Annotated in this window: 18 protein-coding genes; 6 read left to right on the plus strand and 12 right to left on the minus strand. The window is 69.3% G+C overall.

The genetic code is table 11. The features are described 5' to 3' along the window. Positions 1-47: 47 nt before the first annotated feature. Together ACEU5R_RS00980 and ACEU5R_RS00985 are read left to right on the plus strand one after the other, a co-directional pair. The gene (locus ACEU5R_RS00980; protein WP_392408833.1) at positions 48-314 is read left to right on the plus strand and encodes a CopG family ribbon-helix-helix protein; all 267 of its coding nucleotides are present in this window, start codon (positions 48-50) and stop codon (positions 312-314) included. Then, positions 314-589, plus strand: coding sequence for a type II toxin-antitoxin system RelE/ParE family toxin (locus ACEU5R_RS00985; protein ID WP_392408834.1), 276 nt, complete (start codon positions 314-316; stop codon positions 587-589). Before ACEU5R_RS00980 ends, ACEU5R_RS00985 begins: the two co-directional genes overlap by 1 nt. A 61-nt stretch (positions 590-650) precedes the next feature. Here the strand turns inward: ACEU5R_RS00985 and ACEU5R_RS00990 are convergent, their stop codons facing one another. Continuing rightward, a complete protein-coding gene (locus ACEU5R_RS00990; protein ID WP_103271264.1) occupies positions 651-1499 on the minus strand; it encodes an oxaloacetate decarboxylase in 849 nt (282 codons plus the stop codon). A 100-nt stretch (positions 1500-1599) separates the two neighbouring features. Between ACEU5R_RS00990 and ACEU5R_RS00995 the strand changes: the two genes are divergently transcribed. Further along, positions 1600-2502 carry a LysR family transcriptional regulator gene (locus ACEU5R_RS00995; protein WP_392408835.1) on the plus strand — a complete coding sequence of 301 codons (903 nt, stop codon included), beginning with the start codon at positions 1600-1602 and terminating at the stop codon, positions 2500-2502. Between the two features lie 79 nt (positions 2503-2581). On the opposite strand, the gene ACEU5R_RS01000 is transcribed toward ACEU5R_RS00995, so the two are convergent. Together ACEU5R_RS01000 and ACEU5R_RS01005 are read right to left on the minus strand one after the other, a co-directional pair. After that, complete coding sequence (locus ACEU5R_RS01000) at positions 2582-3397, minus strand: siderophore-interacting protein (RefSeq protein ID WP_392408836.1); 816 nt, start codon at positions 3395-3397, stop codon at positions 2582-2584. A 27-nt stretch (positions 3398-3424) separates the two neighbouring features. After that, a complete protein-coding gene (locus ACEU5R_RS01005) occupies positions 3425-4060 on the minus strand; it encodes a PadR family transcriptional regulator (RefSeq protein ID WP_392408837.1) in 636 nt (211 codons plus the stop codon). On the opposite strand from ACEU5R_RS01005, the gene ACEU5R_RS01010 reads away from it, so the two are divergent. Next, positions 4037-4405, plus strand: a complete 369-nt coding sequence (locus ACEU5R_RS01010) for a hypothetical protein (RefSeq protein ID WP_392408838.1) — start codon at positions 4037-4039, stop codon at positions 4403-4405. The genes ACEU5R_RS01005 and ACEU5R_RS01010 overlap by 24 nt on opposite strands. Before the next feature lie 39 nt (positions 4406-4444). Here ACEU5R_RS01010 and ACEU5R_RS01015 read toward each other — a convergent pair whose 3' ends face one another. Then, positions 4445-5338: a DMT family transporter gene (locus ACEU5R_RS01015; RefSeq protein WP_392408839.1), complete on the minus strand. Its 894-nt coding sequence runs from the start codon at positions 5336-5338 to the stop codon at positions 4445-4447. Between the two features lie 83 nt (positions 5339-5421). Then, a complete protein-coding gene (locus ACEU5R_RS01020) occupies positions 5422-6312 on the minus strand; it encodes a helix-turn-helix transcriptional regulator (RefSeq protein WP_392408840.1) in 891 nt (296 codons plus the stop codon). A 223-nt stretch (positions 6313-6535) separates the two neighbouring features. On the opposite strand from ACEU5R_RS01020, the gene ACEU5R_RS01025 reads away from it, so the two are divergent. Next, a complete protein-coding gene (locus ACEU5R_RS01025; RefSeq protein ID WP_392408841.1) occupies positions 6536-7972 on the plus strand; it encodes an MFS transporter in 1437 nt (478 codons plus the stop codon). A gap of 8 nt (positions 7973-7980) precedes the next feature. Here the strand turns inward: ACEU5R_RS01025 and ACEU5R_RS01030 are convergent, their stop codons facing one another. The 7 genes from ACEU5R_RS01030 to ACEU5R_RS01060 all read right to left on the minus strand — a co-directional run bounded on the left by ACEU5R_RS01030 (position 7981) and on the right by ACEU5R_RS01060 (position 13670). Continuing rightward, a complete protein-coding gene (locus ACEU5R_RS01030; RefSeq protein ID WP_392408842.1) occupies positions 7981-8748 on the minus strand; it encodes a phytanoyl-CoA dioxygenase family protein in 768 nt (255 codons plus the stop codon). A 111-nt stretch (positions 8749-8859) separates the two neighbouring features. Then, positions 8860-9339: a DUF2269 family protein gene (locus ACEU5R_RS01035; RefSeq protein WP_392408843.1), complete on the minus strand. Its 480-nt coding sequence runs from the start codon at positions 9337-9339 to the stop codon at positions 8860-8862. Beyond that, a complete protein-coding gene (locus tag ACEU5R_RS01040; RefSeq protein WP_392408844.1) occupies positions 9336-9740 on the minus strand; it encodes a DoxX-like family protein in 405 nt (134 codons plus the stop codon). The genes ACEU5R_RS01035 and ACEU5R_RS01040 overlap by 4 nt, the downstream gene beginning before the upstream one ends. A gap of 14 nt (positions 9741-9754) precedes the next feature. Further along, on the minus strand, positions 9755-10624 hold the full coding sequence (locus ACEU5R_RS01045) for an NAD-dependent epimerase/dehydratase family protein (protein ID WP_392408845.1): 870 nt from the start codon (positions 10622-10624) through the stop codon (positions 9755-9757). 37 nt (positions 10625-10661) lie between these two features. Beyond that, positions 10662-11219 (minus strand): GbsR/MarR family transcriptional regulator, encoded by a 558-nt coding sequence (locus ACEU5R_RS01050; RefSeq protein ID WP_392408846.1) that lies wholly within the window; start codon positions 11217-11219, stop codon positions 10662-10664. A gap of 96 nt (positions 11220-11315) precedes the next feature. After that, on the minus strand, positions 11316-12392 hold the full coding sequence (locus ACEU5R_RS01055) for an AI-2E family transporter (protein ID WP_392408847.1): 1077 nt from the start codon (positions 12390-12392) through the stop codon (positions 11316-11318). A 207-nt stretch (positions 12393-12599) separates the two neighbouring features. Further along, positions 12600-13670 carry a LysR family transcriptional regulator gene (locus ACEU5R_RS01060; protein ID WP_103271277.1) on the minus strand — a complete coding sequence of 357 codons (1071 nt, stop codon included), beginning with the start codon at positions 13668-13670 and terminating at the stop codon, positions 12600-12602. Positions 13671-14048: 378 nt separating this feature from the next. Here ACEU5R_RS01060 and ACEU5R_RS01065 point away from each other — a divergent pair, with 378 nt between their 5' ends. Then, positions 14049-15254 (plus strand): efflux RND transporter periplasmic adaptor subunit, encoded by a 1206-nt coding sequence (locus tag ACEU5R_RS01065; RefSeq protein ID WP_199770936.1) that lies wholly within the window; start codon positions 14049-14051, stop codon positions 15252-15254. The last annotated feature ends 15 nt before the right edge of the window (positions 15255-15269 follow it).

Raw genomic sequence — 15269 nt, forward strand, 5'->3', positions numbered from 1 at the left:
GCTGACTCTTCGCTGAGGCAGAAGCCCACTCCACCAGAAGGTACAACATGACAGCAGCAACCAAAGTGCTGACCGCGCACGTCCCGCTACCGCTGGCGGACAAGGTGGATCAGATGGCTGCGCGGCTTGAACGCTCGCGTGGCTGGATCATGAAGCAGGCGCTTTCTGCGTGGATCGCCCAGGAAGAAGAACGCGACCGGCTGACCCAGGAAGCGCTGGCTGATGTGGACGCCGGGCGCATCATCGACCACCAGGCCGTTCAGGCATGGGCCGCAAGCCTGGGTACGGATCAACCGCTGCCGGCGCCGCGCTGATGGCGCTGCAATGGACCAGCAAGGCGCTTTCCGATCTGACTCGCCTGTATGAATTCCTGGCTTCTGTAAACCCGCCCGCCGCCTCACGGGTTGTGCAAGCGCTGACCAAGGCACCAGCCAGTTTGCTGACCAACCCGCGCATCGGCGAACAGCTCTTCCAATTCGAACCCAGAGAGGTCCGGAGGATCCTGGTCGGCGAGTACGAAATCCGTTACGAAATCCAGGGCTCGATCATCTACGTACTGCGCCTGTGGCACACCCGGGAAGATCGCTGAAGCTCCTTCCCGAGCAATCCCTGCTCCCTGCGTAGCCGCGCTGACGCGACCACGCCCCGCCCTACACCCGATCTAGCTCCAGATAACGCCGGGTCTGCACGATCTCCTCGCGCTCCTTGAAGCTGGCCAGGCGCTCGGCCAGCCCGCTGCTGTCGCCGTGCTTGCGGATCTCGGCCAGCGTCGCCTGCATGGCGTGGATGGCGGCGCGCTGCAGGTCCGAGGGGATGATGGACAGGTGATAGCCCATCGCTTCCAGCTCGGGCAGCGGCACCAGCGGCGTCTTGCCGCCGTAGAACATGTTGATGAGCTTCAGGCCCGGCAGGCGCTGCGCGATGGCGCGGATCTGCTCCAGCGTTTCGGGCGCCTCGACGAAGATCATGTCGGCGCCGGCCTCGATATAGCGTTCGGCGCGCGCGATGGCGGCATCGAAACCTTCCACAGCGATGGCGTCGGTGCGCGCGATGACCAGCGCGTCGTCGTCGGACAGCGTCTGGCGCGCGATGCGGATCTTGCGGCACATTTCCCCGGCGTCGATCAGGCTCTTGTCGTCCAGGTGGCCGCAGCGCTTGGGAAAGGACTGATCCTCGATATGGAAGGCGGCCACGCCGGCGCGCTCCATCGCGCGCACGGTGCGCTCCACGTTGGCCGAGCCGCCAAAGCCGGTGTCGGCATCGGCCACCACCGGCAGACCGCCGGCGTCGACGATCTTCTCGACGCGGTCCATCACTTCGCTGAAGCTGAGCAGACCGATGTCGGGATAGCCGGCGGCGCGGGCGATGGCGCCGCCGCTGGCGTAGACCGCGTCGAAGCCCGCGGCTTCCACCAAGCGGGCGGACAGGCCGTCGTAGGCGCCGGGGGCGGCGACGATGCCGCGCGACAGCAGTTCGCGCAAGCGGGTGCTGGCTTTCATGATGAATCCTTGGAAGATGAACGATGGCTCATCTTCGCCGGCTCGAACTAGAATGTCCAATATATGGAAAATTGATAACTAGAACTTAAAAGGTATCAATATGGAATTGCGGCATCTGCGCTATTTCGTTGCCACCGCCGAAGCCCAGCACTTCACGCAGGCCGCCGAGCAGCTGGGCATGGCGCAGCCGCCGCTGTCGCAGCAGATCCGCCAGCTGGAAGCAGAGGTTGGCACGCCGCTGTTCGACCGCAAGGGCCGCGGCGTGCGGCTGAACGATGCCGGACGCGCCTTCCTGACCTGCGCCCAGGACATCCTGCAACGCGCCGACGCGGCGCTGCAGACCGCCCGGCGCGCGGCGCGCGGCGAGGTGGGCGAGCTGACGCTGGGCTTCACCGAAAGCGCCTCGTTCAATGCCGTGGTGACCGAGCTGATCCGCCAGTACCGGCAGCGCTACCCGGATGTGGAAATGACGCTGACCCAGGGCGACAGCGAAACCCTGGTCGCGCAGCTGCGCGAGGGCGCGCTCGACGCGGCCTTCGTGCGGCCGCCCTTCGCGCTGGACGGCGGCCTGGCCTTCGCCCCCCTGGACGAAGAGCCGTTGATGGTGGCGCTGCCGCTGGGCCATGCGCTGGCGCGGCGCAAGCGGCTGGCGCCGGCCGATCTGGCGCAGGAACGCTTCATTCTGTATTCGCGCAAGTCCGGCTACGGTCTCAGCGCCGACATCATGGCGGCCTGCCGCCAGCACGGTCTCAATCCCCTGATCGGCCAGCGCGCGCCGCAGCTGTCGTCGGCGGTGAATCTGGTGGCCGCCGGCATGGGCGTGGCCATCGTGCCGGCGTCGCTGCGCCACCTGCGGCCGGACGGCGTGGCTTGCCGTCCCTTCGCGCTAGACTGGCCGCGCGCGGTATTGGGGCTGGCCCTGCGCGAGGACGCGGGCGGGCGGGCCGCCAACCTGCTGCGGCTGGCGCGGGAACGGGACGGCGCGGCGGTGCAACCGCGTTGAAGCGAGATTGAAAAAGCCGCCGCAGCGTTCAGACGCGCGCGGCGGCCGCGGCGCCAGCCACTGTCGGGATGAGCAAGACTCAGTCGTCGTGCGACTCGTGCACGGCCGCGACGCCGCGCTTCCAGTAGCTGGCCGCGCGGATGCGGCGCTTGTCCACGCCATGCTGGCCCACCATGATCTCGCGCAGCGCCTTAGCGGTGGCAGACTCCGCCGCCACCCAGACATAGCCCTCGCCTTCCGGCAGCTTCAGCTCGCGCGCGGCTTCCAGCAACAGGGTGCTGTAGCCGGCCGCCACGCCGTTGCGATGCAGCCACCGCACCGAAGCCCGCGCGCGGGTCTCCAGCGCGATTTCATTGTCCGCTTCCGGCACTTCGATCAGCGCGATGACCTGCGCGGACGCGGGCAATTCCTCGATCCGCCGGGAAATCGCGGGCAAGGCGGTCTCGTCGCCGATCAGCACATGCCAGTCGAAGCCCATCGGCACCACGAAGGAACCGCGCGGGCCGCCGATACCCAGCACCTGGCCGGGCGCGGCGCGCTCGGCCCAGGTCGATGCGGGACCGTCGCCGTGCATCACGAAGTCGATGACCAGTTCCTGGCGTGCCGCGTCGAAATAGCGCGGCGTGTAGTCGCGCGCCTGCGGGCGCGGCGCGTCGTCGGGAAACTTGATGCCGTCGGGCGTGACGCTGGGCAGGACCAGCGGCTGAGACGGATCGGACGGAAAGAACAGCTTGACGTGATCGTCGAAGGACGGCGACACGAAGTCCTGCAGGTCGGCCCCGGTGAAGGTGACGCGGGCCATCAGCCCGGCCACGCGCTCCACGCGGGACACGATGAGCATGCGCATTTTCAGGTGATGGCGCACACGCTCGACAGATAGATCGCTACGGCTCATGGATACTCCGGATAGGAAAACGGGGAATCAATCGCGGGACTTGCCCGTGATGGCTTCGGTGGCGCGACGCAGGATATCGGCGATGCGGCGCTGCTCGGCCGGCTTGGCGTCGGTGCTGTCCAGCAGAGAGCGCTTGAGCGCGCTGCGGGCCTGCACGAACTCCGGCACCCAGCCGGTGGCGCGGTCCTCGCCCTCGGGGCCCAGGTCTGGCGGCTGGCCGCTCCATGCCTGGCGCATCCAATCCATCTTGCGCGCGATGTGCTTGAACTTGTTGAACTGCACCGACAGGCGATCACGGTTGGCGTCGAGGTATGCGCGGCCCGGCTCGGCCAGGCTGTAGCGCTTCTTGGCGCCGTCCTGCTCCACGGTGGCGTAGCCCAGCTCTTCCAGGTACGTCAGCGCGGGATACACCATGCCGGGGCTGGGCGTGTAGAAACCGTTGCTCAGCGTGCCCAGCGCCTTGATAAGCTCGTAGCCGTGGCTGGGATTCTGCTCCAGCAGGCCCAGCAGCATCAGTTGCAGGTCTTCGGCCGACACGCGGCGTCCGCGCGTCCAGCCACGGCCGTCGCCGCCGAAATCGTCGTCGGCATCGCCGCCGCGACCGCCAGGGCCGCCCGGCATCCAGCCGCCACCGCTGGCATGGCGCGCGTGCCGGCCGCGCATGCCGTGGTCTTCGTGGCGGCCGTGGTGTTCGTGATAACCGTGGCCTTCGTGATGGGCGTGACGTTCATGGTCGCCGTGATGGCCCTGGTGTTCATGATGACCGTGATGGCCTTGATGGCCGTGGCGATGGGAATGCCCGTTCCAGTCACCGCAGAACGCGCCGACGGAACGGTCGTGTCGTTCGGCGTGGCGGCCGTCGCGGTGGAACATGGCATGGTCGCGGCGATCGCCGCGGTGCCCGCCGTGGGCGTCGCGGCGCATCTGGCGCGCGGCGCGCGCAAAGGCGGCAAGGAATTCTGTATGGCGCATGGGGGCCTCTCTTGGTCAGTCTTTAGATATATCTAAAGATATATATCGAAAGATACACCTCGGCCTTTCCCGCCGTCAACCTCCGCGTTCGCGCACCCCCAGCGCGATCCCCCCCACGATCAGCCCCATGCCGGCCAGCAGCGCGCCGCCCAGGGGCTCGCCCAGCACCGCCGCCGAGCACAGCAGGCCGAACACGGGCACGCCCAGCAGGCCGATGGATGTGACGCCGGCCGGCAAGGAGCGGTTGACGTTCACCGCCGCCCAATACGCCACGGCGATGCCGAACACCCCGCCGTAGCCGAGCAGCCACGCGAGGTCCGCGCCCCAGATCACGCGCGGCGCGCCTTCCCTCGCCCAGGCCACCGCCGACAACACCACGGTCGCCAGCAGCGCCTGCCAGAAGGCCAGTTCGAAGGGCGGCGTCACCCAGCGGTGCGCGCGGACATAGACGATGTTGGCGGCCCAGCACAGCGCCGCGAGCAGCACCAGCGCGTTGCCGAAGATGGCCTCGCGGTCGCTCCAGTCGAACGCCAGCGGATTGAAGATCAGGACCAGGCCGACCAGCCCCAGCAGCAGCCCGGCGCGGCGGCCCGGCCCGATCGGCTCGCCCAGGAACAGCCGCGCGGCCGGGATGACCCAGAGCGGCGTGGTGTAGGCCAGCACCACCGAGCGTCCGGCCGGCACATGCTGCAATCCCAGGCTCACCAGCGCGGCGAACGCGCCCATGTGCAACAGCCCCACGCTCAGGATCACGGGAATGTCGGCACGTACCGGCCAGGCCACGCGGCGCAGCGCCAGCCCCAATAGCAGCAAGGCCACGGCGCCGACGGCGCTGCGCGCGGCCACCGCCCACAAGGGCGTCATGTATTGCAGCAACAGCTTGCTGACGACCCAGGTGAAGCCCCAGGCCAGCACCACCACGGCCAGCAGCGCCAGCGCCTGGCGCCGGGAAAGCGAATCCTTGCTCATTTTCTACGGCGCCGCGCGGCGCGTTGCGGACAAGCCCAGACTATAGGAGCCGGGCGCGCCGCCGCCGTAGCGCCACGCCGCGCCTATTCTCTGGAGCCACGCGCGGCGGGCCGGCGCGCCAGCCATTTGGCGGCGTCCGCCGCCCGCGCATCGTCCGGCGCCGGCGCGTACACCACCAGGCTCAGGTGCCGGTTCTCGTCCACGGTCAGCGTGGCGTGCTCGAACGCCACCTCGCCCAGCGCGCCCAGATTCAGGCTGCGCAGGCCCAGGCAGGAACCGTGCACGTCGTGTTCGCGCCACCACGCCTTGAAGTCCGGCGACACGCGCTCCAGCTCCTCGACCAGCTCAACGATGTCGGGCACATCGGAGGCGCTGGCGAAACTGCGGCGAAAGCTCGACAGCATGCGCGGCGCCTGCGCCTGCCAATCGACGAAGACCTCGCGCATGTGTGGATCGACGAACAGCATCCACAGCAGGTTGCGGCGGCCCGGCGCCTGCGCCGAGTAGCGGAATACCTTGTCCGCCGCCGCGTTCCAGGCCACCACGTCCCAGCGCAGGTTGAGGATGTAGGCGGGTCGGGCCGGCAGGTCGTCCATCAGCCGGCGCAGCTGCGGCGGCACGGTGCAGAGCGTGCGGCCAGGCTCGGCCGGCGGACGCTGGTGCGCCAGCAGGTACAGGTGGCGGCGCTCGGCCGCGTCCAGCTTCAATACCCGCGCCAGGTTGTCCAGGAAGCCGGCCGACACGCTGATGTTGCGGCCCTGCTCGAACCAGGTGTACCAGGCCAGGCCCACCCCGGCGAGCGCGGCCACTTCCTCGCGTCGCAGTCCCGGCGTGCGCCGCCGGCCGCCGGCCGGCAAACCAAGCTCGGCGGGACTCAGGCGTTCGCGCCGCAGGCGCAGGAATTCGGACAGGTCGGCGCGGGTACGCGCCAGGCGCGGCGTGGTGGAAGCGGGGACAGCGGCGGTGTCGTTCATGGAAGCCTGACGCAAGGAACGCGCCGCTCGAACCCGCGCGGCGCGGGCGCGCGCAATGGCGCGGACCCTCTCGCCGCCGGGCCGCCGGGCGCGTGCGCGGGAACAGAGGAGAACGGCCAGTCTATTGCCTGTAGTAACAGCATAAACAGCTAAATTGTATAAGCCTGAAGAGGCTCACAGAATAGCGCCGTTTCCTTCTGGATTTCATTGTTCCGGCGCCTCCATGACCACTTCCGCCCTTCCCTCTCCCTGCCCCGCCCGGGCCGCGCGTCCCGGCCGCCTGGGTCTGGCCGTGCTGCTGTCCGGCGGCTTCATCACCATCTTCGACCTGTTCGTGGTGAACATCGCCATCCCCAGCATGCAGCGCACGCTGGACGCGAGCTTCGCGCAGATCAACTTCATCATCGTGGCCTACGAGCTGGCCTATGGCGTGCTGCTGATCGCCGGCAGCCGGCTGGGCGACCGCCTCGGCCGGCGCCGGCTGTTCGTGTTGGGCATGCTGGGCTTCGCGCTGACCTCGGCGCTGTGCGGGCTGGCGCCGGACGCCAATGCGCTGATCTGCGCGCGCGCGCTGCAGGGCGTGGCGGCGGCCATGCTGTTCCCGCAGGTGTACGCGCTGATCCGCGTCAGCTACGACGGCCACGCGCGCCGCCGCGCGTTCGGCCTGCTGGGCATGACGCTGGGGCTGGCGGCCATCGCCGGCCAGGTGCTGGGCGGCTGGATCGTGCATGCCGACCTGTTCGGCCTGTCCTGGCGCGTGATCTTCCTGGTCAATGTGCCGCTGGGCCTGGCCGCCTGGAAGCTGGCGCGCCATCTGCCGGAGTCGCGCGAGCCTTCGGCCTCGTCGATGGACTGGCCCGGTGCCGCGCTGGCCGGGCTGGGCCTGGGCCTGCTGATGCTGGCGCTGATCGAGGGCCCGGCGCGGCACTGGCCTGCCTGGACGCTGGCCAGCGCCATGCTGACCGTGGCCGCGCTGGCATTGTTCGTGCGCGCGCAGCGCCGCATCGGCGCGGCCGGCGGCGCGCCGCTGGTGGACATGACCCTGCTGACGCAGCCGCGCTTCGCCACCGGCTGCCTGCTGGTGCTGCTGGTGTTCTCGACGGCCGCCGCGCTGTTCCTGTGCTACGCGCTGCTGATGCAGACCGGGCTGGGCGTGGACGCGCTGACGGCGGGTTCCATCTTCGCGCCGGCCAGCGTGGGCTTCGTGGCCGGCTCGATGCTGGCGCCGCGACTGGTGGCGCGCCACGGCACGCCGGCCATCGCGCTGGCCGCGCTGCTCTATGGCGGCGCCACGGCGGCGCTGATGCTGCAGGTGGGTGCGGCCGGCGGCGCGCTGTCGCCCTGGTCGCTGGTGCCGGTGCTGGTGTGGCTGGGCGCGGCGCAGGGCGCGGTCAACACGCCGCTGGTGAACCTGACGCTGGGCCTGGTGCCGGACCATCAGGCCGGCATGGCTGCCGGCGTGGTGTCGACGTTGCAACAGGTGGGCGCGGCGCTGGGCGTGGCGGCCGCGGGCATGCTGTTCAGCGGCGCGCTGGAGGCCGGCGCTGGCGCGGCGGCCGGCGACCGCTATGCGCAGGCCTTCGCCAGGGCGCTGCAATTCAACGTGGCCGCGATTACCGCATCGGCGCTGCTGCTGTGGCGGCTGGGCCGGCGCGGCTGAGGCCGGGCTCAGCCCGCCAGCGGCACGCCCGGCTGGCTGGCCGAGCGCGTGCCGGGCAACGGGTGACAGGATTGCGGATGATAGGTGTGGACCAGCGACAGCTTGACGCGGTCGCTGCTGTTGCCCTGGGCGGCGTGCAGGGTGCGACAGTGGAAGAACACCACATCGCCCGGCTGCAGGTCCGGGCAGACCGCGCGCGCGATCCAGGGCGCGTTCAGCGGCTCGTCGTCGCGGAAGAATTTCTTGGCGTCGAACTGGGCCGGCTGGAACGCCGCCGCATGCGAACCGGGGATGAAGGACAGACCGCCGTTGGCGCGCGTCTCGTGGCCCAGGGCAAGCCAGCAGGACACCAAATCGGTATCCGAGAACGACCAGTAGCGGATGTCCTGATGCCAGCCGGTCAGGCTGCCGTAGGCCGGATGCTTGGTCATGACGCAGTTGTGGTGCACGGTGGACAGCACCGGCGTCTCGCCGAAATAGCGCGCCAGCCACTGGCCGATGGCCGGGTCCGTGGCCCATTGCGCGTACAGCGGGTCACGACCGTAGGCGGACAGCAGGCGGCGCACGGTCTGGCCGCCCTCGGCCTGGCGCGATTCGGGCGCGCCGGGATAGCGCAGGTCGGCCTCGTATTCGATCGGCGCGACGTGATCCCGCAAGTGGCGCTCGGACAGCGCGCGCAAGGCGGCCACCCTGCCAGCGTCGGCGAACCCGCGCGCCACCACGAAGCCCTGCTCGCGCAGGACGGCTATCTGTTCATCTGTGGGCAACGCGGCCATCTCGATTCTCAAGGCAACACGGGCGTCCACGGGGCACCGACAGCAAGCGGACGCAAGGGCGCTAGATTACTGCAAATCGCCCAGGGCAAGCCCGCGCTCCCGACGCGGGTTTCATCCGCCCCACAGCGCGGGCTTGTTGACCATCAGGTAGTAGGTCACGGCCATGGCGATGAAGGCCGGGTAGCCCAGCGCCTCCCAACGCCGCGCATACCGCGCGTACCGCTCGGGCAGCGCCCCCTGCGCCGCGTGCGCGTCGCGCGCCATGGCCGCCATGCGCAGCTGCAGCCAGACCACCGGCAGCCAGCAGGCGCCCGCCAGCGCGTACAGGCCGATGGACAGCGCCAGCCAGGGCGTCGTCGGCGACCAGCCCGCCATATGCGCCAGCGCGATGCCCGAGATCGGCTGGATGATCACGCAGGGCGTGGTGAACCACCAGTCGGCACGCACCACCAGCCGGCTGACGACGGCCTGGGCGGCGACGTTGCCGCTGCGGTTGGTGAAGAACATGTAGAAGGCCGACCCCAACCCCGTGCCCACCATCAGCACGCTGGACACGATATGCACGGACTTGAGCAACAGATAGGCATTCATGCGAACTCCTTCTTCTTGGCGTGGGCCGACATCAGGTGCAGCAGCATGGCCGCGATCGGCAGGTTCTTAAGCAACGGCCCGAGCGGATGCAGCCACAGCGCGGGCTGCAGGACGCTGGCCGTCACGGTCATCGCCAGCATCAGCGCCAGCGCGGCCAGATAGCTGGAGCGGCCGGGCCGCAGCCACAGCGCCAGGCCCACGGCCAGGTCGGCCAGCAGGCCGCTCCAGACCAGCAGGGCCTGCCAGTGCGTGTCGAGGATGCCGGCGTCGGCCAGCAACCGTGCGCTCAAGCCTTTGTGTTCCAGTGCGCTGACGAGCGCCGTGCCCAGCCAGACGACGACCAGGCTGGCATGCATGAGGCGCTGGCCACAGGGGACGGTATTTACGGCGGACAAAGCCATGCGACGGTTTCCGTTCAGTCGCGGCGCAGCGTGGCCAGCAGCTGTCCGGGCGCGACGCCCGGTCGGCCCAACCAGCGCTCCAGGGCGGCCGGCTCGGTGACGTTGTCGCTTTCCAGCAGCGCCAGCGTTTCGCTGCACCAGGGAGACCACGGCAACCCGTCGCCGGCGCGCGCGCTGGCCCGGCTCAGCCAGCCGGGCAGCGGGCCGACACAGGCCGGCCTGTGGCCCATCTGCGCGCGCAGGCTGGCGATCAACTGCGCCAGCGGCAGGGCCTCGGGTCCGCCGATCTCGACCAGGCCCGACGGCGCATCCGAACCCGCCACGCGCGCCACCGCGTCGGCCAGGTCGCGCACGGCCACGGGCTGCACGCGCGCTTGCAGCACCGCGCGCGGCAGCAGCAGGGCCGGCAGGCGCGCCAGGGCCAGGAACAGCTGGCTGCTGGCGCCGCCGGCGCCGAACACCACGCTGGGACGCAGCACGCAGCCGTTCAACCGCCCCTGCTCCGTCAGCGCCAGCAGATGCTCGTCGGCGGCGCGCTTGGTGCTGGCGTAGCGCGTGGCGCTGTGCGCGATGCCCAGGGCCGAGATCTGCACCACCCGCCGCACGCCCGCCGCCGCGCAGGCGTCGAACAGCGCGATGGGGGCGTCGGCATGCATGGCTTGCAGCGGCCGGCCGGCGCTGTCGCGCAGCACGCCCACGGCGTTGATCACGGCGTCGATGCCGGCCAGATGCGGCAGCCAGGCCTCGGCCGTGAGCGCCTTGGAAAAATCCAGCGGGGGCGCCGTGCGGCGGCTGCGCTGCACGGGCTCATGGCCCGCCTGCTTCAGGCTGTCGACGATATGGCGGCCAATGAACCCCGTGCCGCCGCAGACCAGGATACGCATGATGACCTCACATTTCTCTGATTACAGAAATATCCGCTCAGCGTTTGCGCTTGGGGGCGGCCGTGGGCGGCGGCCCGGAACGGATGAAGCGTTGCACGCTGGCGCCCAGGCGCAACACCTTGTCCAGCGTCGAGGGGGACAGGCGCAGCATCTCGTCGGTCCAGATGCCCAGCGATTCCATCAGGCGCAATGTCTCGTGCACGCGGTCCTGGGTGTCGGGCGATTCCTCCTCGAAGCCGGGCTCGGCGATCAGGTCGCGCAGCATCTGCGAGGTGGGATCGAATTCGCGCTGCTTGCGCTCGCGCACGATGGTGCGCAGCAGTTCCCAGACGTCGGCGGAGGTGTCGAAGTAGTCGCGCCGGTCGCCGGGTCGGCGGCTGCTGCGGATCAGCCCCCAGTTCAGCAATTCCTTGAGGCTGTTGCTGACATTGGAGCGCGCGGCGTTCAGGGTGTCGGCGATTTCCTCGGCGTTCAGCGGCCTGCCGTGGAAAAAGAGCAGCGCGTGGATCTGCGCGACCGTCCGGTTCACGCCCCAGCTGTTGCCCATGTCTCCCCAGTGGAGAATGAAGCGTTGTGCGATGGGAGTCAGTTTCATGACTCCAGTGTCGAGGCGCCTGAAATTTCTGTCAAGACAGAAATTTCAATTTCTTGTGACGCGCAGGCGTGGCGGCCGTCGGCCGCGCCGGATGACTTACTTGCCGGCGGCGGCGTCGCGCTCCTGTTCCTCGTGGTGCACCCATTCGCGCCACACGGCCACCAGCAGCGCCATCAGCACCGGGCCGACGAACAGGCCCACGATGCCCATGGTCTTGACCCCGCCCACCAGGCCGAAGAAAGTCGGCAGGAACGGCAGCTTGACCGGCCCGCCCACCAGGCGCGGACGCAGGGTCTTGTCGACGATGAACAGCTCCACGCTGCCCCAGACCATCAGCGCGATGCCGGCGACCATGTGGCCGGAACCGACCAGGTACAGCGACACCAGCGTGAAGGACAGCGGCGCGCCGCCGGGGATCAGCGCCATGAAGCCGGTCACCACGCCCAGCAGCACCGGCGACGGCACGCCCGCGGCCCAGTAGGCCACGCCCAGCACCACGCCCTCGCCCAGGGCGATCAGGCCCATGCCGGTGACGGTGGAGTTGATGGTGGCCGGCACCACGCGCGAGAAGCGCTGCCAGCGCGCCGGCAGGATGCGTTCGCCCAGCACGTCCAGCTGGGCCACCATGCGATTGCCGTCCTTGTAGACGAAGAACAGCGTGATCAGCATGAACAGCACGGTCAGCAGCAGCTGGAACACATTGCCAGTGGCGGCCAGCACCATGCGGTAGATGTTGCCCAGATGTTCGCCGCTGACGGCCTCGACCAGCGCGCCCAGCGCGTGGGGCTGGCCGATGTAGGCCTGCCAGTATTCCCCCAGCCGCTCGCCCAGCACCGGCATGGACGTGATCCAGGCGGGCACGTCGACGCCATGGCGGTTGGCCGCGATGGCCCAGGCGAAGAAGGAGCTGGCTTCCTTGATGGCGTAGGACAGCGCCAGCGACAGCGGCACGACCAGCACCACGATGACCACCAGCAGCGCCAGCGTGGCCGCCAACGCGGTGCGTCCGCCGCAGCGCGTCACCAGGCGCTGGTAGACCGGCCAGCTGGCCAGGCCGATGATCAGCGCCGCCAGCGCGGGCACCAGGAAACCGCTGAGGAAATACGCTCCCGCCAACAGTACGAGCAACAAAAGCCCACGGGCGATCAGGTATGCGGGAAGAACAGGCTGCATGTATGCGTATCGACAGAAAAGGCGTTACGGGCTTTGACTGTCGGACTATACAGACGTTTCACATCATGCGATGGACGCGAAGCCTGTAATTGCTACGGGGTTTCCCCAGGAAACGGGGACGGGCGGACGCGAAAGCGTCGGGGACGAAGTCCCGCGCCGCTCGGCGCGATGGCGGCCGGCCCTAAGCGGGCCGGCGCCATCGTCCGCCTACAGCGCGTATTCCGCCGCTTCCTCGCGGGCGCTGCGCCGGCCCAGCAGGGCCTCGGTCAGCGTGGCGCGGGCGGGCTCGGGCTGCGGCGCGGGCAACCGGGCCTTGGCCGCCTCGCTCTTGAAGACGCCGCAGGTGAGCGCGGCGGGATCGGTCTCGTCGCGGCCGCTCAACAGCGGGCAGCTGGCGAACAGCTCGGCCACCCAGTCGGCGAAGGCGCGCACCTTGGGCGAGAGCTGGCGGCTCTGCGGGTAGAGGATGGACATCGGCACGGCGCCGGGCTTCCACTGCGGCAGCACCTCGATCAGCTCGCCCGATTGCAGGTGCGGCAACGCCATGTAGCGCGGGGTCTGGATCAGGCCAAAGCCCTTCAGCCCGCAATCCAGGTAGGCCCCGGCCTCGTTCACCGCCACCGTGCCCTTCATTTCGACTTCCTGGTGCTTGTCGTCCACCTTGAAGTTCCAGGCGCAGTTGCGGCCGCTGCGGCTCATGAAGTAATGCACCGCGTGATGCCGGCCCAGTTCCTCGATGGTCTGCGGCATGCCGTGGCGCGAGATGTACGACGGCGACGCGCAGGTCACGGTCTGCAGCATGCCGATGCGGCGCGCCACCAGGCTGGAATCCTCCAGGTCGCCGGAGCGGATCACGCAGTCGACGGCTTCCTGCACCATGTCCACCGGCCGGTCGCCCAGGCCCAGCACCAGCTCGACGTCGGGGTACTTGTCGTGGAAATCGCACAATGACGGAATCAGGATCAGCCGGCCGATGCAGGTCGGCACGTCGATGCGCAGCCGCCCCTTCAGGCGCAACGCCGCTTCCTGGAAGCAGGCCTCGGTTTCCTCGACGTCGGCCAGAATGCGCACGCAGTGCTGGTAATAGCCGGCGCCGTCCGGCGTCAGACCGATGCGCCGCGTGGTGCGGTTCAGCAGACGCACGCCCAGCAGGCGTTCGAGGTTCTGGATGATGGTGGTGACGGTGGTGCGCGGAAGGGAAAGGCTGTCGGCCGCCCGGGTGAAGCTATTGGCGTCCACGACGCGCACGAACACCTGCATAGCCTGGAAACGGTCCATGTCGGCGTGCTCTGTAAAAGTCGGGGTGTGGGAAGCATAACCCGAAACCCGCCGGGATTAGTCGTTCTTGACGACTAGTGTTGCCGAAATAGACGGGTTTATCCGGCACCAGATAACACTCAGAATGGCAACCATCTTGAAGCGCCCGTGCCTCCCGGCACCGCCAGACGGGCACGTCAACCCTCAGCCTCCGCGTCCGCGCCCCGGCCAGCCCTAGCCAAGCTGCCAGCGCCGGACAGTCGACCCCGGTCGATGTTGCAACGCAACATAAATCGGAAGCCGAGGATTGCCGCGCCCAGGCGGCCCGCCGGCCGCCGCCGCCCGCCCCCGGCCTTTACGCGCGGACGCTTCGCTCCTCTCCTCACATCAAGGAACATCATGGTTTCGCGTAATCGTTTTGCTGTGCTCGCCGTTTTCGCAGCCGTCATCGCGGCCGGCGGCGGCTATGCCCTGTTTCGCGCGCCCGCCGGCGCCAATGCCGCCCAGGCCCAGACCGCGCCCGCCGCGCCCCAGGTCGACGTGGCCGAAGTGGTCAACAAGTCCATCGTCGACTGGCAGCGCTATTCCGGCCGCCTGGAAGCCATCGACCGGGTCGACATCCGCCCGCTGGTCTCCGGCACCCTGACCGCCGTGCACTTCCGGGACGGCACCATCGTCAAGAAGGGCGATGTGCTCTTCACCATCGACCCGCGCCCCTACGCGGCCGAGGTGGACCGCGCCGCCGCCGCCCTGACGGCGGCGCGCGCCCGCGCTTCCTACACCGCCAGCGAACTGGCGCGCGGCCAGCGCCTGCTGGGCGACAACGCCATCGCCCGCCGCGACTTCGAGGAAAAGCAGAACGCCGCCCGCGAAGCCGCCGCCAACCTGCAAGGCGCCCAGGCCGCGCTGGACTACGCCAGGCTGAACCTGGGCTACACCCGCATCGAGGCCCCGGTGGCCGGCCGCGTCTCGCGCGCCGAGGTCACGGTGGGCAACGTGGTCGCCGCCGGCGCCGCCTCGGTGCCGCTGACCACGCTGGTGTCGGTGTCCAAGATGTACGCATCGTTCGACGTGGACGAACAAACCTTCCTGAAGTACATCAACCCGGCCCGCAACGGCAAGGCCGGCAGCGTGCCGGTGGAACTGGGCCTGGCCAACGAGGACGGCTATTCGCGCACCGGCGTCGTGCAATCGGTGGACAACCGCCTGGACGCCACGTCCGGCACCATCCGCGTGCGCGCCGAGTTCGACAACGCCGACGGCTCGCTGCTGCCCGGCCTGTACGCCCGTATCCGCCTGGGCGGCACCGAGCCGCGCCAGGCCGTGCTGATCGACGAGAAGGCCATCGGCACCGACCAGGACAAGCGCTACGTGCTGGTGCTGGACGACAAGAACAACGCCGTCTACCGCCAGGTCAAGCTGGGCGCCAACCAGGACGGCCTGCGCGTGGTCGATTCCGGCCTCGCGGCCGGCGAGCGCATCGTCGTCAACGGCCTGCAGCGCATCCGCCCGGGCGACCCCGTGACACCCACCGTCGTGCCCATGGCCTCGGCCCAGCGCAAGCCGGTCCAGACCGCATCGAACGCCGCGGCCTCGGTGAACTGAGCCGCCGCACCCGAC

The organism is Achromobacter sp. 413638, from assembly GCF_043119405.1.
Lineage (GTDB): Bacteria > Pseudomonadota > Gammaproteobacteria > Burkholderiales > Burkholderiaceae_B > Achromobacter.